15 protein-coding genes and 1 pseudogene are annotated in these 18,752 nt (G+C 72.5%); 10 read left to right on the forward strand and 6 right to left on the reverse strand.

Going from position 1 to position 18,752, the window contains the following annotated elements:
* The first annotated feature begins 4 nt into the window (after nt 1-4).
* A complete protein-coding gene (locus ACZ7LE_RS20905) occupies nt 5-391 on the forward strand; it encodes a TraR/DksA family transcriptional regulator (protein ID WP_470405158.1) in 387 nt (128 codons plus the stop codon).
* On the opposite strand, the gene ACZ7LE_RS20910 is transcribed toward ACZ7LE_RS20905, so the two are convergent.
* Together ACZ7LE_RS20910 and ACZ7LE_RS20915 are read right to left on the reverse strand one after the other, a co-directional pair.
* Nucleotides 388-1,143: a hypothetical protein gene (locus tag ACZ7LE_RS20910; protein WP_470405159.1), complete on the reverse strand. Its 756-nt coding sequence runs from the start codon at nt 1,141-1,143 to the stop codon at nt 388-390. The two genes, ACZ7LE_RS20905 and ACZ7LE_RS20910, sit on opposite strands and share 4 nt — an antisense overlap.
* Nucleotides 1,144-1,167: 24 nt before the next feature.
* Entirely contained in the window at nt 1,168-1,476 is a 309-nt protein-coding gene (locus ACZ7LE_RS20915; protein WP_470405160.1) for a hypothetical protein, read from the reverse strand.
* 487 nt (nt 1,477-1,963) lie between these two features.
* On the opposite strand from ACZ7LE_RS20915, the gene ACZ7LE_RS20920 reads away from it, so the two are divergent.
* The 3 genes and pseudogenes from ACZ7LE_RS20920 (at nt 1,964) to ACZ7LE_RS20930 (ending at nt 3,311) form a co-directional block, all read left to right on the forward strand.
* The gene (locus ACZ7LE_RS20920) at nt 1,964-2,128 is read left to right on the forward strand and encodes a hypothetical protein (protein ID WP_470405161.1); all 165 of its coding nucleotides are present in this window, start codon (nt 1,964-1,966) and stop codon (nt 2,126-2,128) included.
* A gap of 12 nt (nt 2,129-2,140) precedes the next feature.
* A pseudogene (locus ACZ7LE_RS20925) lies at nt 2,141-2,296 on the forward strand (helix-turn-helix domain-containing protein); the annotation flags it as partial.
* A 55-nt stretch (nt 2,297-2,351) separates the two neighbouring features.
* Nucleotides 2,352-3,311 carry a phosphotransferase gene (locus ACZ7LE_RS20930; RefSeq protein ID WP_470405162.1) on the forward strand — a complete coding sequence of 320 codons (960 nt, stop codon included), beginning with the start codon at nt 2,352-2,354 and terminating at the stop codon, nt 3,309-3,311.
* 15 nt (nt 3,312-3,326) lie between these two features.
* On the opposite strand, the gene ACZ7LE_RS20935 is transcribed toward ACZ7LE_RS20930, so the two are convergent.
* A complete protein-coding gene (locus tag ACZ7LE_RS20935) occupies nt 3,327-3,995 on the reverse strand; it encodes a GAP family protein (protein WP_470405163.1) in 669 nt (222 codons plus the stop codon).
* 190 nt (nt 3,996-4,185) lie between these two features.
* Here ACZ7LE_RS20935 and ACZ7LE_RS20940 point away from each other — a divergent pair, with 190 nt between their 5' ends.
* Nucleotides 4,186-6,507, forward strand: coding sequence for an arylsulfatase (locus tag ACZ7LE_RS20940; RefSeq protein ID WP_470405164.1), 2,322 nt, complete (start codon nt 4,186-4,188; stop codon nt 6,505-6,507).
* Between the two features lie 11 nt (nt 6,508-6,518).
* Here ACZ7LE_RS20940 and ACZ7LE_RS20945 read toward each other — a convergent pair whose 3' ends face one another.
* Nucleotides 6,519-7,202: a GAP family protein gene (locus ACZ7LE_RS20945; protein WP_470405165.1), complete on the reverse strand. Its 684-nt coding sequence runs from the start codon at nt 7,200-7,202 to the stop codon at nt 6,519-6,521.
* A 127-nt stretch (nt 7,203-7,329) separates the two neighbouring features.
* Here ACZ7LE_RS20945 and ACZ7LE_RS20950 point away from each other — a divergent pair, with 127 nt between their 5' ends.
* The 3 genes from ACZ7LE_RS20950 (at nt 7,330) to ACZ7LE_RS20960 (ending at nt 12,777) form a co-directional block, all read left to right on the forward strand.
* The gene (locus tag ACZ7LE_RS20950) at nt 7,330-9,042 is read left to right on the forward strand and encodes a SulP family inorganic anion transporter (RefSeq protein ID WP_470405166.1); all 1,713 of its coding nucleotides are present in this window, start codon (nt 7,330-7,332) and stop codon (nt 9,040-9,042) included.
* Between the two features lie 72 nt (nt 9,043-9,114).
* Complete coding sequence (locus tag ACZ7LE_RS20955) at nt 9,115-9,612, forward strand: DUF1269 domain-containing protein (RefSeq protein WP_470405167.1); 498 nt, start codon at nt 9,115-9,117, stop codon at nt 9,610-9,612.
* Nucleotides 9,613-10,038: 426 nt separating this feature from the next.
* The gene (locus tag ACZ7LE_RS20960; RefSeq protein ID WP_470405168.1) at nt 10,039-12,777 is read left to right on the forward strand and encodes a helix-turn-helix transcriptional regulator; all 2,739 of its coding nucleotides are present in this window, start codon (nt 10,039-10,041) and stop codon (nt 12,775-12,777) included.
* A gap of 26 nt (nt 12,778-12,803) precedes the next feature.
* Here the strand turns inward: ACZ7LE_RS20960 and ACZ7LE_RS20965 are convergent, their stop codons facing one another.
* Nucleotides 12,804-15,146 carry an arylsulfatase gene (locus ACZ7LE_RS20965; protein WP_470405169.1) on the reverse strand — a complete coding sequence of 781 codons (2,343 nt, stop codon included), beginning with the start codon at nt 15,144-15,146 and terminating at the stop codon, nt 12,804-12,806.
* A 113-nt stretch (nt 15,147-15,259) separates the two neighbouring features.
* Between ACZ7LE_RS20965 and ACZ7LE_RS20970 the strand changes: the two genes are divergently transcribed.
* Together ACZ7LE_RS20970 and ACZ7LE_RS20975 are read left to right on the forward strand one after the other, a co-directional pair.
* Complete coding sequence (locus ACZ7LE_RS20970; RefSeq protein ID WP_470405170.1) at nt 15,260-16,945, forward strand: SulP family inorganic anion transporter; 1,686 nt, start codon at nt 15,260-15,262, stop codon at nt 16,943-16,945.
* Nucleotides 16,942-18,108: an AI-2E family transporter gene (locus ACZ7LE_RS20975; protein WP_470405171.1), complete on the forward strand. Its 1,167-nt coding sequence runs from the start codon at nt 16,942-16,944 to the stop codon at nt 18,106-18,108. The genes ACZ7LE_RS20970 and ACZ7LE_RS20975 overlap by 4 nt, the downstream gene beginning before the upstream one ends.
* Here ACZ7LE_RS20975 and ACZ7LE_RS20980 read toward each other — a convergent pair.
* On the reverse strand, nt 18,105-18,743 hold the full coding sequence (locus tag ACZ7LE_RS20980) for a hypothetical protein (RefSeq protein WP_470405172.1): 639 nt from the start codon (nt 18,741-18,743) through the stop codon (nt 18,105-18,107). The two genes, ACZ7LE_RS20975 and ACZ7LE_RS20980, sit on opposite strands and share 4 nt — an antisense overlap.
* Nucleotides 18,744-18,752 lie beyond the last annotated feature (9 nt).

Here is an 18,752-nt window from a genome sequence, read left to right on the forward strand (position 1 = left end):
CGTCGTGAGTTCTCGTCGTGAGGAGGCCGACGGGGTGACTGTTCCGTTCACCGACGAGGTCGGCGGGCTGCTGCTCGCCGACCGCGAGCGCACCGCGGAGCTGATCGCCTCCCTGACCGGGAGCATCGCCTCGATGGTGGAGGCGACGCAGCTCTCCGCGTCCGACGACGAGCACGACCCCGAGGGGTCGACGATCGCCTTCGAGCGCGCGCAGGCGAGCACTCTGCTCGGATCGGCCACGGAGCACCTGGCCGACGTCGAGGCGGCGCTGACCCGGATCGCCGACGGCACCTATGGCCGCTGCGAGCGCTGCGGAGGAGCCGTCGCCCGCGAGCGCCTGCTGGCGCGGCCCACGGCCCGTACCTGCATCACCTGCGCGACTGCGGGTTAGGCGGGTTCCACGGGTGTCGCGGGCCGGGTGAGGGTCGCTCGCGCGGCGTCCAGCACGGCCCGGAGCTGGGCGTGGGGAAAGGCGTCGCCCGCGCCGGTGTCCGGCCCGATCCGGGTGCTGTAGAAGGGTTCGGCGTCGACGTCAGGCTGACCGGCCCACAGGTTGCCGGCGTCGTCGCGCGCCCACGTGACGCCCTCCCCGCGGAAGTCGGCGCGCTCGAGCCAGTCGGTGCCGCGCGGCCAGTAGCCCTCCCAGTGCGCGGGGCGCAGGGCGGCGTACGCCTCGTCGACGGCGGCGACGGCCTGGTCCACGTCGTCGTCGTCGAAGACGGCGGCGAAGCGGCACAGCAGGGCCAGCGCTGCGCCCGGGGGCAGCTCGGGGCTCCTCGCGGCGACGGCCCGGCAGAGCAGGTCGAGCTCCGACCAGCGCAGCGCGTACGGATGCCAGTGCGCCATGTCGTCCCAGCCGAGCTCGGCCGGCTCGGTCGCGCCGGGCGTGGTGATGCCCAGGCTGTGGAAGCCGACGGAGACGTCGATGCCCAGCACCACGTGGTGGCCGGGGCCGACCTCGAAGGGCACGTCGAGGGACGTGTCGTCGTCCTCGTCGTCAAGGCCCTCGTCGTCGTCGAAGTCGTCGTCCTCCGCGTCCAGCAGGTCCCGGAGGGCACCGAGCCGGTCCGCGCCCGGCCCGTCGTCGTGGGCAAACGTGTACCGCGCCCAGAACTCGGGGGCGTGGACCGGTGGGATCGTCACGGGAGAAACATAGGGCACGGGGGCTCAGGCGAGCGTCAGCTGCCGCTCGTGGGCGACCCACAGTGCGCTGCCCGGCCGGCCCGATCCGGCGGCGCACCCCGTTGCGTACAGCGCGGACCAGACCGCGGAGAGAAAGGGGCCGATGCCGGGCCACCGCCCGTCGACGTCGAACACGGTGAAGGTGGCCCGGCGAGCCGCCAGGGCGGCGGAGACGTCGATGTCGTCCCGGTCGATCGCACCGAGCGTCGCGATCGCCTGTTCGAGGCAGTCCTCGAACTCGTCGTCGGTGCGCCGGCCGAGGGCCGTGAACTCGAGCACGAGGTCGATGTTCACGCCAGTGCCCCCACCCAGCAGGTGTCGCGCCGCAGCCTGCGCTGAAACAAGGAACCCCGCCCTCTGGGGAGGCGGGGCGCCTTGCCGTCGTACCGGGCATCCCCGGCTGCAGCGGGGATCGCGTGCGGTCTCGTCCTCGAGATGCCCTCCCTGCGACGCCAGGGCACGCGTCTTCAGACTATGAAAACGTGCTGGCGACTGCTCGCGAGCTACCAGCGGCCCCGTGCCCGAGTCGTCGGAAATGTCGCTCCTCGTTGATGCATGCGGATGGGACTCGGACCAGACCGCGACCCCACCGCCCGATGCCCGCACTCCTCGCCACCGGCCCGATCGCCAAGCCCGCACTTCCCGTCGTCGGGCTCCGGGTGCCCCAGCGCGCACCTGCGGTGCCCGCCGGCGCAACGGCCCGGCCTTGTCGTGCGTTTCTCGCATTCCTCACCCGTCGAGCGGGATGCGAACGGGCGCCGCTGCGGGTCACGATCGTCCAATGGACAACCAGGTGACGACGGCGGAGTTCCGTGCCGACGACGCCGCCACCATGGAACAGGCGATCGGCAGGCTCTTCCCGGGCGCGTCGTTCGGCTCCAGCCCGGCGTTCCACGAGTTCCTGCTGCGCACCGCGGTGATGCCGGGCTTGTCCCTGGCCGGCTAGCGGCAGGCCCGCCTCGACGGGGCCCACCGCGACCTCGCGGGTGCCGATCCGCAGACCACCACCGTGGCCTCCGTCGCCCGCCGCTGGGGCTTCGTGCACCTCGGTCACTTCGCGACCGCCTACCGGGCCGCGTACGGGGAGCGGCCGGCGCAGACGCTCGCCCGCTGACGCCGATCGCGCGGACCCTGCCGGCAGGCCGGTGAGCCGGCGGAGAATGGCCAGCATGGCCGACGTGCGCGACGCTCCCAAACCCCGACCGAAGCAGGACGGGCGTGTGCCGCTGGCCGACCTGCCGGGCTGGCTGCCCGCCTGGTGCACCGATCACCTCGGCAGCGAACCCGACGCCGTGCTGTTCCGGGTGCACCAGGTCTCCATGGTGTTCGGGCTCCGCCTGCGCGACGGCACGGAAGCGGTGGTCAAGGCCCGCCCCGACGACGGCCGGGCGGCGTCCTGCGTCGCGGCGCAGGCCCGGCTGTCCGCAGGAGGTTTCCCGTGCGCACGGCCGCTCACGCCGGTCACCCGTGCCGGTTCGCTGGCCGTGCACGCCGAGGAGCTCCGGGCCGCCGGCGAGGTGCGGCACGGTGACTCGCCGGCGGTCGCCGTGCGCTGCGCGCAGGTGTTCGCCCGGCTCATGACCGAGCTCGCGGGCGTGACCGTCGCACCGCCGCTGCCCAACCCGCCGTGGGTCCGCTGGGACCACGCCGACGCCGGGGTGTGGCCCGCGGTCGACGGCCTCGCAGGCCGGGACGACGACGTGGCCGGGCCCGTCGTCGACGCGGCCCACCGGGCCCGGCGGCGGCTGCTCGCCGCCGACCTGCCGCACGTGCTCGGCCACGCCGACTTCGAGGCGCAGAACCTGCGCTGGGACGGCGAGCAGGTGCGGACGGTGCACGACTGGGACAGCCTCGCGTGGCAACCGGAGGCAGCGCTGGTGGGGGCGGCCAGCGGCGCGTTCGCCAGCGCCGGGCCGCCCGTGCTGGCCCCGCTCGAGAGCTCCGAGGCGTTCCTGGCGGCTTACCAGGATGCCCGAGGCCGCTCGTTCGACCCCGAGGAGCAGGAGGTCGCGTGGGCAGCCGGCCTGTGGATGGCCGCGTACAACCTCTGGGAGGGACTGGGCGGCACCACGTCGAGCGAGGCGTTCCTGGCGCAAGCGGCCGAACGCCTGCGCCGCGCAGGTGCCTGACCAGGGTTGATGGCCCTACAGCACCGAGATGCCGTCGCCCATCATCTTCGCCCCGAGGACGACGAGCAGGACGGCCATGATCACCGCGTTGTTGTGGACCATCCAGACCTGCAGGCCGTGCAGGATCCGTGCCGCCCGGGTGCCCATGGCCAGGTAGATCACCAGCGGCACCGCGACGCCGGTGGTGGCCACGAGCGCGAACACCAGCGAGGCGACGATCGTCGGTCCCGTACCTTGCGCGGCCGCCGCGACGGCCGTACCCCCGGACACCACCAGGAGCAGGTTCTTCGGGTTCACCACGGCCAGCAGGACCGCCAGGCCCGCCGACCTCACCGGTGTGAACTGGTCGATCGCCGCCATCCACTTCGGGGCCGGGGGCTCGACGCCGGGCCCCGGCCGGCCCAGGAACTGCCGGACGCCGAGAAACAGCAGCAGGATGCCGAGCACGATCTTGAGCCAGCCGGTCCACGCAGCCGGGCCGTCGGCGTCGGCGGTCGCGCCGCCCGCGAGAAAGGCGATGGCGGCGACCGCGGCGAGCACCGCGACGAACCACGCGACGACGAACGCCCAGGCGTTGGCGCGCGCCCGCTCGCTCGTCAGCATCAGCACCACTGCCACGACCGGCAGCGGACTGATGAGCACGCCCACCGCGACCGGCAGGGACTGACCTATCGCGGCGCCCATCGCGTCTCCTCCTGACGAACCTGACCTGCGAGATCGCGAACCTACGCACCGGTACCGCCAGCGGCGTCACCCGATCCAGGTGACCCGTCCCGGCGAACGGGCTGCGGACGATGACCCTGGCCGGCCGCGGTCCGGCCGGCTCGCGTGTCGTCACCAACCGATGTCGTCACCAACCGATGGGGTGGAGAACATGGTGGAACCGTTCAACGGTCGTATCGAGCTGGACGTGCGGGACTCCGTCCCGGACTGGGCCCCCTACGAGCTGCGGAAGGCGCCGGAGGGATCACCGAACGTCCTGGTGATCCTCTACGACGACACCGGCATGGCCGCGTGGTCCACGTACGGCGGGCGCATCTCGATGCCGACCCTCGACCGCCTGGCGGCGGGCGGCCTGACCTACTCGCAGTGGCACACCACGGCCCTGTGCTCCCCCACCCGGTCCGTCTTCCTCACCGGCCGCAACCATCACGTCAACCGCTGCGCGGCGATCATGGAAGCCACCAACGGCTTCCCCGGTGCGGCGGGACGGCTTCCCGCCGAGTGCGCCACCGTGGGCCAGGTGCTCCAGGACAACGGCTGGTCCACCTTCTGGCTGGGCAAGGACCACAACGTCCCCGAGGAGGACATCGCGAGCGGCGGCAGCCGCTCCGAGTGGCCCCTGCAGAAGGGCTTCGACCGCTTCTACGGGTTCCTTGGCGGCGAGACCAACCAGTGGTACCCCGACCTGGTGGAGGACAACCGGTTCATCGAGCCGCCCTACACCCCCGAGGAGGGCTACCACCTCTCCAAGGACCTGGCCGACCAGGCGATCCGCATGCTCCGCGACCAGAACTCGTCCAACCCGTCCAAGCCGTGGTTCATGTGGTACTGCCCGGGCGCCAACCACGCCCCGCACCACGCGCCCCAGGAGTACATCGACAAGTACCAGGGGATGTTCGACGACGGCTACGAGGCCTACCGCGAGTGGGTGCTGGCCCGGATGATCGAGCGCGGCATCGTGCCCGAGGGCACCGACCTCACCCCGCTGGACCCGCTGCCGGAGGACGCCGCCAACCCGGCGGACCACGTGCGGCCCTGGGCGGAGCTGAGCGACGACGAGAAGCGCTTGTTCAGCAGGATGGCCGAGGTGTTCGCCGGGTTCTCCGAGTACACGGACGTGCAGATCGGCCGCGTCATCGATTACCTGGAGCAGACCGGGCAGCTGGACAACACGCTGATCTTCTACTGCGCCGACAACGGCGCCTCCGGCGAGGGCAGCCCCAACGGGTCGGTCAACGAGAACAAGTTCTTCAACGGCTTCCCCGACGACCTCGCGGAGAACCTGGGGTACCTGGACGCCCTGGGCAGCCCGGAGACCTACAACCACTACCCCACCGGCTGGGCGGCCGCGTTCTCCACGCCGTTCCAGATGTTCAAGCGCTACGCCCAGTACTCGGGCGGCACGTGCGACCCGATGGTGGTGCACTGGCCGGCCGGGATCAGGGCGCAGGGTGCCGTGCGCCACCAGTACCACCATGCGACCGACATCGTGGCGACCATCCTGGACGTGACCGGCGTCGAGATGCCCGACACCTACCGCGGCGTGCCCCAGCACCCCCTGAACGGCGTGTCGATGCGCTACAGCTTCGACGACGGCGACGCCCCGACCACCAAGGACCGCCAGTACTACGCGATGCTCGGCACCCGTGCCATCTGGAAGGACGGCTGGAAGGCCGCCGCGGTCCACGCCCCGATCAGCGGGCACGGGCGGTTCGACCAGGACGTCTGGGAGCTGTACCACGTCGACGAGGACCGCGCCGAGGCCCACGACCTGGCCGCCGAGCACCCCGAGAAGCTGCGCGAGCTGATCGCCGCCTGGTTCGAGGAGGCGGAGCGCAACGACGTCCTGCCCCTGGACGACCGGTCCGCCGTCGAGCAGCTGACGGTCGACCGGCCGCAGGCCGAGCCGCCCCGCAGCCGGTACGTCTACTACCCGGACGCGGCCCCGGTCCCCGAGGGGGTGGCGGTCAACATCCGCGGACGCTCCTACAAGATCGTGGCCGACGTCGACCTCACGCCGGACGCCGAGGGCGTCCTGTTCGCGCACGGGTCGCGCTTCGGCGGGCACACGCTCTTCGTCAAGGACCATCGCCTGCACTACGTCTACAACTTCCTGGGCATCCAGCCGGAGCAGGTCCTCACCTCGCCCGGGCTCGAACCGGGCAAGGCCGTGCTCGGCGTGGAGTTCCTGCGGGAGTCCGCGGGCGACCACGGCGAGTCCGTGGGCCGCGCCCGGCTCTTCGTCGGGGAGGAGGTCGTGGCCGAGGGGCCGATGCGCGCGCAGGTGGGCAAGTTCACCCTGTGCGGTGACGGCCTCTGCGTCGGCTACGACAGCGCGGACCCCGTCAGCCGTCTGTACCAGGCACCGTTCCGGTTCACCGGGGGCACGATCCTCGGCGTCGGGGTCGACGTGAGCGAGGAGCAGTACCTCGACCTCGAGCGGGAGGCTGCCGCGGCCCTGGCCCGCGAATGACCGGGAGCTCGTCAGGCGAGCAGCCGGGACAGCCCGCGCACGGTGAAGATGACGCCGAAGACCAGCAGGACGGCGGCGCCGATGACCCGGTCGCGGCGGATCAGCCAGAACCGCAGCTCGCGCAGCTGACGGCGCCCGGGGATCCCCGCGGTCGCGTGGAGCACGGTCGGGATCACGTAGTCCAGCACGCTCGCCACGACGAGGAGCAGCACGCCGATCTCCTGCGCCCCGAGGGGGACGTCGGAGGTCACCACCGTCGTCAGGCCCGAGATCAGGATCGCCACATTGGGATTGAGGAGGGCGAGCACGACCGCTATCCCCATGAGCACCGGCACCGTCGGCACGGACAGCTTGCGCGCCCACGCCGGCATCGTGTCGCCTCGTCCCGCCGACTCCGGGGCCGGGACCGGCCGCCTGGTCGCCGCGACGATCCCGACGGCCAGGAACAGGACGCCCACCACCAGGCTGACCCAGCCCGCGCCGGCGGGGCCGGCGCTCCGCGCGCCCGTGGCGTTGCCGACCACCAGGGCGATCGCCCCGAGCATCGCGTAGACCACCAGCACCGTGCCGCCGAACACCGCCACGTTGCGGTAGGGCCGCACCGACCCGAGCAGCAGGAGACACGCGATGATCGCCGCGGGCGTCACCGCCAGTCCGACCATCTCGGGCAGCAAGGCCACCAGCATGTCCCCCATGGCGCGACCTTCGACGACACGGGGCCCGTGGCGGTCACCCCTAACGGGTGACCTGGGAGGTCCGGGCCCTGCCTACGGTCTGCGCAGTCAGCAGCCCCTGCCGAGACCCCTACCGAGAGGCGCCCCCGTGGCCAGATTCGTCGGTCCGTCGTTCTCCGGCTTCCAGCGCTCGTGGCTCCGGCCCGACATCGTGGCTGGTCTCGCGGTGTGGGCGGTGCTCGTCCCCGAGGCACTCGCCTACGCCACCATCGCCGGCGTCCCGCCCGTCGTCGGCCTCTACGCAGCCGTGCCCGCCCTGGCCCTCTACGCGATCGCCGGCACCTCGCGCCAGCTCGTCGTGTCGCCGATGTCCGCGACCGCGGCCCTGTCGGCGGGCATCGTGGCGAGCGTCGCTGGGGCGGACGGCGACCCCGTCGCGCTGACCACGGCGCTCGCCGTGGCCACGGGCATCGTCGCGATCCTGGCGGGCCTGCTCCGCCTCGGCTTTCTCGCCGCCTTCATCTCGGAGCCGGTCCTCAAGGGCTTCATCATCGGGCTCGCCCTGACGATCATCGTCGGCCAGGTGCCCGACCTCATCGGTGTCGAGGGCGGCTCCGGCAGCTTCTTCGAGAAGACGTGGGCCCTGCTGGGCCAGCTCGGCGACATCGATCCGCTCACCATCACGGTCGGGCTCGCCAGCCTGGCGGCCCTGGTGCTGGTGCGTCGCACCATGCCGTTCCTGCCGGGCTCGCTCGTCGTGGTGCTGCTGGCCATCGGCGCCACCATCCTGTTCGGCCTGGGCGACCAGGGCCTCGCCGTCGTCGGTCACATCGACGCGGGGCTGCCGCAGGTCGGGGTGCCCGACGTGACGGCCGCGCAGTTCGCGGAGCTGCTCGGCGGCGCGGTGGGCCTGATGCTCATCGGCTTCGCCGAGGGCCTCGGGGCGGCGAAGACCTACGCCGCGAAGTGGGGGTACGACGTCGACCCGAACCGCGAGCTGGTCGGACTCGGGCTGTCGAACCTCGGCGCCGGGTTCGTCTCCGGCATGGTCGTCAACGGGAGCCTGTCCAAGACGGCGGTGAACGCGGGCGCCGGGGCCCGCTCCCAGATCTCGGCGCTGACCGCGGCCGCCCTGACGGTGCTCACCCTGCTCTTCCTGACGGGCGTCTTCGAGCAGCTGCCCCTGGCCACGCTGGCCGCGGTGGTCGTGGCAGCCGTCGTCGAGCTCGTCGACGTCGCCTCCCTGCGGCGGCTGTGGCGGGTGCGGACCGGGCGCCTGGCGCGCGTCTACCAGGTCACCGCCCGCGCGGACTTCATGGCGGCGGGCGCGGCCCTGCTGGGCGTGCTCGTCTTCGACACGCTCCCCGGCCTGGTCATCGGGATCGCCGTGTCCCTGGTCCTGCTGCTGGCCCGGACCTCGCGCCCGCGCGTCGCGATCCTGGCCCCGGTGGGCAAGGACGTCGGCCGGCCCTGGGTGGACGTGGGACGCAACCCCGACTACGCCACCCTGCCCGGGGTCCTCGTCGTCCGGGTCGAGGGCCCCCTGATCTTCGCGAACGCCGAGTACGTGCGCTCGCGCGTGCGGGAGCTCGCGGCGGCCACGCCCGGTCTCCGGCTCGTCGTCCTGGACGGGCGGTCCACGCCGTCCATCGACGTGACCGCGGCGGCGATGCTCGTCCAGCTGCGCGCCGACCTCCGGCGGGACGGCGCCGAGCTGGCGCTGGCCGAGGGCATCGGACAGGTGCGCGACGTGCTGGCCCGTGCAGGCGAGGAAGGCGAGCCCGAGCTGTTCCCGTCGCTCGACGACGCGGTCCGCAACGGCCGGCACGACGACGGGGGCGGGTTCACCGGGAACGGGTGAGGACGCCCGGCACCGGGACCCTGGAGTGTGCGGGATGAAATCCACCGCACGCGACACCGAAGGAGAACGCACATGGCTCAGGCAACGCTGACGGTCTGGAAGTTCAAGACCGCGGAAGGCGCGGACACCGCCTCGACGACGATCCAGCAGCTCGCCCGCGAGAACCTCATCACGGTCCGCGACGCCGCCACCGTGCGGTGGGAGGAGGGGGCGAAGAAGCCGAGGACGAGACAGCTCAACTCCACCACCGGGGCGGGAGCCCTCGGCGGCTCCTTCTGGGGGATGCTCTTCGGGCTCCTCTTCTTCGTCCCGCTGCTCGGCGCGGCCATCGGCGCCGCGACAGGCGCGCTGAGCGGCGCGCTCACCGACGTCGGGATCGACGACGGCTTCATCAACCGTGTCCGCGACGAGATCACGCCCGGCACCTCGGCACTCTTCCTCATGTCCTCCGACGCGGTCATCGACAAGGTCCGCGACGCCCTCGCCGGCCAGGAGACCGCTGAGCTCATCTTCACCAACCTCAGCACGGAGCAGGAGACCGCGCTCCGCGAGGTCTTCGGTGAGGAGTAGTCCCCTCGTCTCGCCGCCGTCTTCCTCCGCGCCCTCGGTGGCCGGCGGCGAGTGCGTCTCCGCGCTCGCCGCCAGCTCCGGGGGCGGGATCATTCTCGCAAGGCTGACGAGCCTTGCGAATTTTGCATTCCTGCCTAATCGCCACATTTGGATGCGCATCATCTATTGCATTCCGCGCACCGGTGATCTGGGCCCTGAGCAGGCCTTTTACCGCAGAGACCTGAGGGAAGAAATCACCGCCGCCGGGTGAACTCGGAATCAGCGCGGGCGAAATTACCGGGGGGCACGCATGATGAACAAGGATGCATATTTCCCGAGAGGGAAATGAGAGACATGCGAGCTCGAGATCCGGGGCGCCGACCCCGCCACGGATCGGCGGTGCTGCCACGGCCGCCACTTCACCTTTCGAGTGGAGGACCCCGCGGTATGCACATCGACACCAGCTCCGTCTCCGAGCGGAGCACGAGCCTGACAGCGAGACTCCTTCGGCCCACCGGTCCGCACGTCGAGCCCGTCCGGGTCCACCGCCACCCCGAGGACTCCCCGGCGCCCCGCCTGCCGCGCGTCTACGTCCCGCGGCCCCGCCTCTGGCAGCGGCTCGACGAGGTGACCGAGGGCTCGGTCACCCTGATCGCGGCGCCGGCGGGGGCGGGCAAGACCCTGGGCGTCGCCGGCTGGCTCCGGACCACCGCGTCCCCCAACGCCCGGGACGCCGTCTGGCTGGACGCCGACCACACGTGGACGCCCGAGAGACTCGAAGCCGTGCTCGACGCCGCGAGCTCGTCGGCGGTCCTGGTCGTGATCGACGACGCGCACCTGCTCCCCGCCGCGACCCTGCGGCTCGTCGACGAACGGCTCAGCGGCGCGCCGGAGTCGATGCGGGTCCTCCTGCTCAGCCGCCGGGCGCTGCCGCTGACCCGGCTGGTCCCCGAGCTCCTGGGCAACTTCGCGATCCTGCCGGGGAGCCTGCTGCGCCTCGGCGAGACCGAGTGCCGGTCGCTGGTGGCGGGGCACTCCCGGTCCGAGGACCGGCGGGTGCTCGACGCCGTGACCCGGCACGCCGACGGCTGGTGCGCGGCCGCTGTCCTCGCCGCGCGCGAGCTCAGCTCCGCACCGGACCCGGTGGTCGCGGCGCGCCTCCTCTCGCACGACACAGCGTCGATGGCGACCCGGGTGGCCGGTGAGGTCTTCAGCATGCTCACGCCACGGCAACGACACCTGCTGCTGTGCATCGCCGGCGAGGGCGTGGTCAGCGTCGCCACGGCCGCGCACCTCACCCACGACGCGCATGCCGGGGAGGTCCTCGCGGAGCTGGAGGACACAGGCCTGCTCGTCACCCGCGTGACGAACCACGACTGCGCCGGGTCGGCGGACCCGACGGACGCTCCCGCCGACGACGGCTTCCGGATCCATCCGCTCCTCATGGAGATCGTCCGGCAACACCTTGTCGCCGGCGGCGTCGACGCGGTCCGCGCCCGCTCGACCGTCGTGCGCGCGGTCCGCCTCGACCTGGCACGCGGCCACCTCTCCGGCGCGTTCGAGCGCCTCGTCGGTATCGGCGCGTCCGTGGAGGCCGCCGACGTCCTCGCGCGCGACGGCGTGCGCCTGGTCCTCGACCGGTGCGAGCAGGACGAGGTGGCCGGGTTCGTCCGGGCGCAGGCCGAGTTCGTCGAGGACCGGCCCGACACCTGGTTCGCCATCGCCCTCGGGTGCTGGCTCGACGACGACGTCGAAGGAGCGCGGCACTGGGGAGACCGGATCCTGAACGCCGGCCGCCGGACGTCGTCGACGCCGGGGGACGACGGGGAACGGCTCGACGCGCGGGTCGCCTGCGTCCGGCTGTGGCGCTTCGCCCTGGGTCTCGAGCCGGCCTACGCCGCCGTCGGCCACGCGAAACGGGTGCTGGCCGCGGCACAGGCACGCGCCGGCACACGTGAGGCCGACGCCGAGATCCTGCCCGTGCTCGCCAACGAGCTGGGCATCGCCCAGAACTGGCTGGGCGAGCTCACCGACGCCGAGGCCAACCTGAGCCTGGCCGTCAGCCTCGCCCACAACCAGGGTCTGGGACATCTCGAGGCCTGCGCGCTGAGCCACCTCGCCTTCACCCAGTACATGCGCGGCCGGGAGCGGGCGTGCGTCGAGCTGGCCGGCGACGCGCTCGCGACGGCCGCCGCCCGCGGCGGGCAGCCGCTCCGGTTCGTCTCGGCGCGGGCCAACCTCGCTGGTCTGCTCGCGCGCCTGCTGGACGTCCCCGCGCCCACCGACACCCCGGTGGCGGACTTCCCTGGTGCCCGGTACCACAACGGCGACCTGTGCACCCGGTTCTGGTTCCGGATCTACGACGCCCGGCACGAGGTGCTCGCCGGCAACGTCGCCGAGGCGCAGCGGCTCCTGTCCGGCCCCGGTGAGTGCCTGCGCCTCACCGACGAGCAGCTGCCGGAGCACCTGCGGGTCGCCCTGCTCGTCGAGCGGGCGTTCGTCGCCACGCTCGCGAGCGACCGGGACACGCTCAGGTCGCTGCACGGCACGCTCGAGCTGCTCGGCGCCGTCGGCGAGGCCGCGCTCGTGCAAGGGTTGCGGGCCGACCGGGACGGTGAGCGGCGGGTCGCCGCCGCCGCGTTCGAGGTGGCCTCGGCGGACGCCACCTACGCGCAACCGCCCACCCGTGCGCTCGCCCTGGCGTGCGAGGCCCAGCTGCTCGACGCGCTGGGTGACCCGCACGCCGCCCGCGACCGGCTGGCGGAGGCGGTCGCGGTGACCGAGACCCGCAGGAACGCCTCACCGTTCCTCGGCTGGGTCCGGCAGGGAACTCCCATCGAGACGCTGCTGCGCCGGTTCGTCGGACGCCCGGCGGTCGGCTGGCTCCACGAGCTGGTGACGATGACGACCGGCCGGGCCGACATCACGGCCGTCTACGCGTCCGTGACCGCGACACCGCACGAGCTGGACGAGGTCGGTCAGGCGCTCGTCCCGCCCGCGCTGAGCCCGCGCGAGCGGGAGGTGCTCAACGAGCTGGCGCGCGGGGCCACCTACGCCGACATCTCCGTCGCGCTGTTCGTCTCGGAGAACACGATCAAGACGCACGTGTCGAGCCTGTACGTGAAGCTGGCGGCGTCGTGCCGCAGCGAAGCCCTCAAGGTCGCCCGGAGCTTCCACCTGATCTGAGGCGTGCCAGCCGAGCGCGGCGCCCGTCAGTCGCGGGCCATCGCCGCCCGGAGGTGCGCCTCCAGGTCGACGTACGCGTCGTCCGCGACGTCGAACACGACCTTGTGGATGGTGCCGCCGGTGAACTCGAACCGGGAGCCGGCGTACTCGCGGGAGACCGCGTCCCCGCTGTCGTAGCCGATGCACAGCCCCTCGCCGCACAGCGAGAAGTGGCCCAGGACGGTCCTGATCTCCTGCTCCGCGACCACCTCGTCGTCGATCCAGAGCCGCAGCGGGCCGATCCCCTCCCGGTGCTCCCCCGTCCGCTCCTTGGCGAAGTCCACGCCGATCACGTGCCGGCCGTCCCGGGGCACGGGGGCGGAGATCCGGTCCTCGGGCGGGATGCCGAGGAAGTTGTAGGCGTAGGTGACCGTGCCGTCCTTGACGAAGAGCGCGTGGCCGCCGAACCGGGAGCCGTGGGCGAAGACCACGCCGGCGGAGCCGGGGGTCAGGTCCAGGTCCGCCAGCACCTTGTAGGAGACGCCGTGCACGTTGGCCGCCGAGCGCTCGGGGATCTCGGACGTGCCGGGGTAGTAGGTGTACTGGCCGCTCGGCGGGACGGGGATGTGGAACTCCATCCTCACGAACGTCTCGAAGTCCTTCGGGTTGCCGATGATCTGGAGGTCGTTCAGGGGCAGCACGTTGTTCGCCGTCGCCTCGGAGAGCCAGAGCGCCTTGAGCTCCTCGACCTTGTCCGGGTGCTCGGCGGCCAGGTCGTGGGCCTCGGCACGGTCGGTGTCGGTGTGGAAGAGCTGCCAGGCGTCGTCGTCGAACCGTCCGCGGCCGCTGACCGGGCCGTGCTCCGTGACGGCCTTCCACCCCCTGTGCCAGATGCCGCGGTTGCCGAACATCTCGTAGTACTGGGTGTCCTTGCGCGTGGGTGCCTCGGGCGCGTCGAAGGAGTAGACCATCGACACCCCGGACAGCGGCGTCTGCTCGACGCCGTCGAACACCTTGGGGAACTCCACCCCGCACGCCTCCAGGATGGTGGGGACCACGTCGGTGCAGTGGTGGTACTGGTCCCGGACCTCGCCGCGAGCGCTGATCCCGGCGGGCCAGTGGATCACCATGGGGTCGCTGATGCCGCCCTGGTAGACGTAGCGCTTGAACATCCGGTACGGGGTGGAGAACGCGGCGGCCCACCCCGTCGGGTAGTGGTTGTACGTGTCCGGGGTGCCGAGCTGGTCCACCATCGCCAGGTTCTGCTCGAGGTCGTCCGGGTAGCCGCCGAAGATCTTGCCCTCGTTGACCGAGCCGTTCGGGCTCCCCTCCCCCGACGCGCCGTTGTCGGCGCAGTACAGGATGAGGGTGTTCTCGAGCTGGCCCGACTCCTCCAGGTAGTCGACGATGCGACCCACCTGGGCGTCCGTGTACTCCGACAGGCCGGCGTACACCTCTGCCATGCGGCAGAACATCGCCTTCTCCTTGTCGTTCAGCTCGGCCCACGGCCGCACCAGGTCGGACTCCGAGAAGGTGCCGTCGGGCATGGGGTTGAGGTCGGTGAGCTCGGTGCCCTCCGGGAGGATGCCGCGCTCGATCATCCGGGGCAGCACCCACTCGCGGTAGGCCTCGTACCCGTCGTCGAACACGCCCTGGTACTTGTCGATGTACTCCTGGGGCGCGTGGTGCGGGGCGTGGTTGGCGCCCGGGCAGAACCACAGGTACCAGGGCTTGTCCGGCTCGGTCTGCTTCGAGTCCCGGATCATCCGCAGCGCCTGGTCCGCGAGGTCCTTGGACAGGTGGTAACCGTCCTCGGGGCCGTAGGGCTGGTCGATGTACCGGTTGCCCTCCGCCAGGGACGGGAACCACTGGTTCGTCTCACCACCGATGAACCCGTAGAACTGGTCGAAGCCCTGCCCGAGCGGCCAGCGCTTCTTCGAGGCGCCCATGGTCCACTCGTCGATCGGCACGTTGTGGTTCTTGCCCACCCAGAACGTGCTCCAGCCGGCCTCGCGCAGCACGCTCGCGATGCTGGCGTTGGACGGCGGGATGTGCGAGCTGTAGCCGGGAAAGCCCGTCGAGCTCTCCGAGATCGTCGCGAACCCGTTGAGGTGGTGGTTGCGGCCCGTCAGGAACGTCGACCGCGTGGGCGAGCACAACGCGGTCGTGTGCCACTGCGAGTACGTCAGGCCCCCGGCCGCGAGGCGCTCCATCGTGGGCATCTGGATCCGCCCGCCGTACGGCGACCAGGCCGCCTGCCCGGTGTCGTCGTACAGCACGACCAGCACGTTGGGCGCGCCCTCGGGCGCCTTGCCCGGGAGGAACGCCGGCCAGTCTCCCTGCGAGTCGCGGACGTCGAGCTCGATCCTGCCCTGGAACTCCCGTGCCATGTCGGTCCTCCTCGTAGCGGGTGTGCCCCGGGATCATCCGCAGGGGCGGCGACGGGGCACCTCACCCGAACCAGGTGAACGCCCCGGTGCGCCCACCGACTTGGCTGACCCGCGTGGACCAGACCTCGGCTGCACCCCGCTGGCTCGGCCCCTCGCTCCGCGGGTACCGCAGGACGTGGCTACGGGCCGACGTCGTCGCGGGTCTCGCCGCCGGGGTCGTGGTGGTCCCGCAGGCCATGGCCTACGCGACCATCGCCGGGCTGCCGGTGTCCGTCGGGCTCTACACCTGCATCGTCCCCGTGCTGCTCTACGCGCTCCTCGGCGGATCGCACACCCTGAGCGTCTCGACCACGTCGACCATCGCGGTGCTGACCGCCTCGGCGCTCGCGGCGTCCGGCCAGGCCTCCGACGACCTGCTCGCGGCCGCCTTCACGCTCACCGCCCTGGTGGGGGTGTGCCTGCTGGCGATGCGTCTCCTGCGGCTCGGCTCGCTGGTGGAGCAGATCAGCCCCGCGACCCTGACCGGCGTGAAGGCCGGCGTCGGGCTCACGGTCGCGGTCACCCAGCTGCCCACCCTCCTGGGCCTGACGGTGCCGGACCGGGACGCCGGGTTCTTCGGCAAGCTCGCCGACGTCGTCGCCGCGCTCCCCACGACGCAGGCCCTCACGGCCGTCTTCTCGGTCCTCGCCGTCGCCACCCTGCTCGTGCTGCGCCGCGTGGCGCCGCGGGTGCCCGCCGCCCTGGTCGTGGTGGTGGCCTCCATCCTGCTGGTCGTCCTGACCGCCGTCGAGGAGCAGGGCCTCGCGCTCATCGAGCCGGTGCCCGCCGGCCTGCCGGACCTCAGCCCGCCCCTGTGGGACGCGATACCCGGCCTGCTCCCGGCCGCGCTGGCGATCGCCGTCATGGCCTTCCTCGAGACCGTCCTGGTCGCCCGCGCACAGCGGCAGCGGTCCGAGCCGGTCGTCGACAGCGACCAGGAGCTGCTCGCGGTCGGGGTCGCCGCGCTGGGCGGCGGCCTCACGCAGTGCCTCCCGCCCGCGGGAGGGTTCTCGCAGAGCGCCGTCAACCTGGGAGCGGGCGCCCGCACCCAGGCGGCCGGCCTCACGACGGCGGCCCTCGCCGTGCTCGTCGCGCTCTTCCTGGCGCCCGTGCTGAGCGACCTGCCGGCCGCGACGTTGAGCGCCCTGGTGCTGGTCGCGGTCGTCGGGCTCGTGGTTCCCGCCGAGTACGTGCGGCTGTTCCGCATCGACCGCACCGAGTTCTGGGTCGCGCTCGGCACGACGGCGATCGCGCTCACTGCCGGCCTCCTGGCGGCCGTCGGGGCCGGCATGGTCCTGACGCTGTTCCTGGTGCTGCGCGCGGTCAGCCGCAGCGCCGTCCGCCCGCTGTACGCCGCGCCCGAGGGCGGCTGGACCACGAACCCGTCCGCGGGCGGTGGCGCCACGCCCGCCGGGGTGGTGCTGCTGCACCTCGACCGGACGATCTTCACGGGCAACGCGCGCCCGACGCAGGACGACGTCCTCGCGGCCGCGCTCAGCCCTCGACCCGCACCGCACGCGGTGGTGCTGGAGGGCACCGCGGTACTCCAGGCGACCATCCCGCTGCTCGACGCGCTCGAGGCGCTCGACGCCGACCTCGCGCGCGAGGGCACGACGCTGCTGCTCGCGGCGTTCCCCCCGGACGTTGGCCGCCAGGCGGCGGCGTCCCCCTGGTGGGCCGGTGCGGACCGCGACGGGCGGGTGCTCCCCACGGTCGAGGCCGCCGTGACCGCCGCGAGCGCCCGGGACGCCCAGCCATGACCGAGCCGCACGAGCCATCCCCGGCCGCCACCGCGCCCCGCGGCGACGCCGCCTCCCGCCGGCCGCCCCGGTGGCTGCCGCGCGCGCTGGCCCTGGTGGTCGTCGCCGTCTACCTCGGGGCGTTCGGCTGGTACGCGATGGGTGCCCTGCGCGGCCTCGCGGTGAACGTGCTGATCGCGTTCTTCCTGGCGCTGGCCCTCGAGCCGCCGGTGGTCTGGTGCGTGCGGCACGGGTGGCGCAGGGGCGCGGCGGCGGCCGTGGCGCTCGGCGGCTCGCTCGTCGTCGCGGCGCTGGTGCTGGGGCTGTTCGGCAACCTCTTCGTCCAGCAGCTCCTCCAGCTCCTCCAGAGCCTGCCCGACGTGTACGCGGCGATCCAGGACCGCGTGGCGCAGCAGTTCGGGGTGGCCCTCCCCGACTCCGAGGACCTGGCGCGCGAGGTGCTGACGAACTTCGGGGACGACGTCGCCTCCGGCGCGCTGCTGGTCGGAGCCTCGGTGGTCGGCGTCCTGTTCGCGATGCTGACGATCCTGCTGGTGACGTACTACCTGCTGGCCGCGGGGCCCCGGCTCCGGGTCGCGGTGTGCCGCTGGCTCACGCCGGCCCGCCAGGAGGAGGTGCTCACGCTGTGGGAGATCACCCAGGTGAAGGTCTCGGACTTCATCAGCTCCCGCATCGTGCTCGCGGCCCTGTCGAGCGCGTTCACCCTGGTCTTCCTGCTGATCGTCCGCACCCCGTACGCGCTGCCGCTCGCGGTCTTCGTCGGCGTGGTGTCGCAGTTCGTCCCGACCATCGGCACCTACCTCGGTGGCGCGCTGCCGGTCGCCGTGGCGCTGACGTCGCAGGGCCTGCCGCAGGCGCTCGCCGTCCTCGCGTTCATCATCGCCTACCAGCAGCTGGAGAACCTCTACTTCTCCCCCAAGGTGTCCGCGCGGGCGCTGGAGATGAACCCCGCGGTGAGCTTCCTCGTGGTGCTCGGGTTCGGCGCCGTGTTCGGGGCGCTCGGGGCGTTCCTGGCGCTGCCGATCGCCGCCACGATCCAGGCGACGGCCAACACCTACCTGCGGCGGCACGACCTCGTCGAGTCGCACATGCTGCGGGACCCCGACCGGTGGCGGGAGGTCGACGGCGGCAACGGGCAGCGCCGGACGCCGCCGGAGTCCTAGACGATCTTGGGGAAGGCCACCAGGAAGCCCACGCCGAGCAGCAGGAAGACGCCCGCGCCCGCGAGCACGGTCCAGGACCTGCGCGGTGAGTCGAACCGGTTGGCGAGCGCCCCGAAGAACAGCACGAGCGCGAACAGCACGGTGAGCAGCGTGTAGTTGTCACCGCGCCGGTTGTCGGTGAGCGCGTCGGCGAAGTACTCGTCGGCGCGGGCGTCGGCCTCCTGCGCCGCCACCTGACCGGGCGGGACGTAGGTGTCCAGCGCGAAGGGGCTCGCGGGCGCGTCCGGGTTCTCCAGCGGACGCGCCGCGAGCCACTCGTCGAAGGCGGGCGTGAAGTGCTCCGTGAACCGCTCCCGCGTGAACTCGGCCAGCGCCTGGTCGTCCTCGGCGGTCGCCTGCAGCCAGATGCCGAACGTCTGCAGGTCGATCGCCCGCGCGGCCTCCGCGGTCGTCGCCTGGCGCGTCGCCTCGATGCGCTGGGTCGAGGCGCGGGAGAAGGCGATGGACATCTCCCCGCTCCACTTGCTCGCCTCGAACCCGCTCCACGCGGTGAGCACCGCGGTGATCGCGAGGAGCGCCACGGCGACGTTCTCGACGGACCAGCGGGACTCGGTCCGCCGCTGCTGCTCGCTCATGGCGTCCCC

The organism is Promicromonospora sp. NPDC110617, assembly GCF_055598465.1.

Coding starts and splice junctions, on each gene's coding strand:
- ACZ7LE_RS20920 (WP_470405161.1), top strand. CDS start 1,964: ATGGACAACCAGGTGACGACGGCGGAGTTCCGTGCCGACGACGCCGCC.
- ACZ7LE_RS20930 (WP_470405162.1), top strand. CDS start 2,352: ATGGCCGACGTGCGCGACGCTCCCAAACCCCGACCGAAGCAGGACGGG.
- ACZ7LE_RS20935 (WP_470405163.1), bottom strand. CDS start 3,995: ATGGGCGCCGCGATAGGTCAGTCCCTGCCGGTCGCGGTGGGCGTGCTC.
- ACZ7LE_RS20940 (WP_470405164.1), top strand. CDS start 4,186: ATGGTGGAACCGTTCAACGGTCGTATCGAGCTGGACGTGCGGGACTCC.
- ACZ7LE_RS20945 (WP_470405165.1), bottom strand. CDS start 7,202: ATGGGGGACATGCTGGTGGCCTTGCTGCCCGAGATGGTCGGACTGGCG.
- ACZ7LE_RS20955 (WP_470405167.1), top strand. CDS start 9,115: ATGGCTCAGGCAACGCTGACGGTCTGGAAGTTCAAGACCGCGGAAGGC.
- ACZ7LE_RS20960 (WP_470405168.1), top strand. CDS start 10,039: ATGCACATCGACACCAGCTCCGTCTCCGAGCGGAGCACGAGCCTGACA.
- ACZ7LE_RS20965 (WP_470405169.1), bottom strand. CDS start 15,146: ATGGCACGGGAGTTCCAGGGCAGGATCGAGCTCGACGTCCGCGACTCG.
- ACZ7LE_RS20975 (WP_470405171.1), top strand. CDS start 16,942: ATGACCGAGCCGCACGAGCCATCCCCGGCCGCCACCGCGCCCCGCGGC.
- ACZ7LE_RS20980 (WP_470405172.1), bottom strand. CDS start 18,743: ATGAGCGAGCAGCAGCGGCGGACCGAGTCCCGCTGGTCCGTCGAGAAC.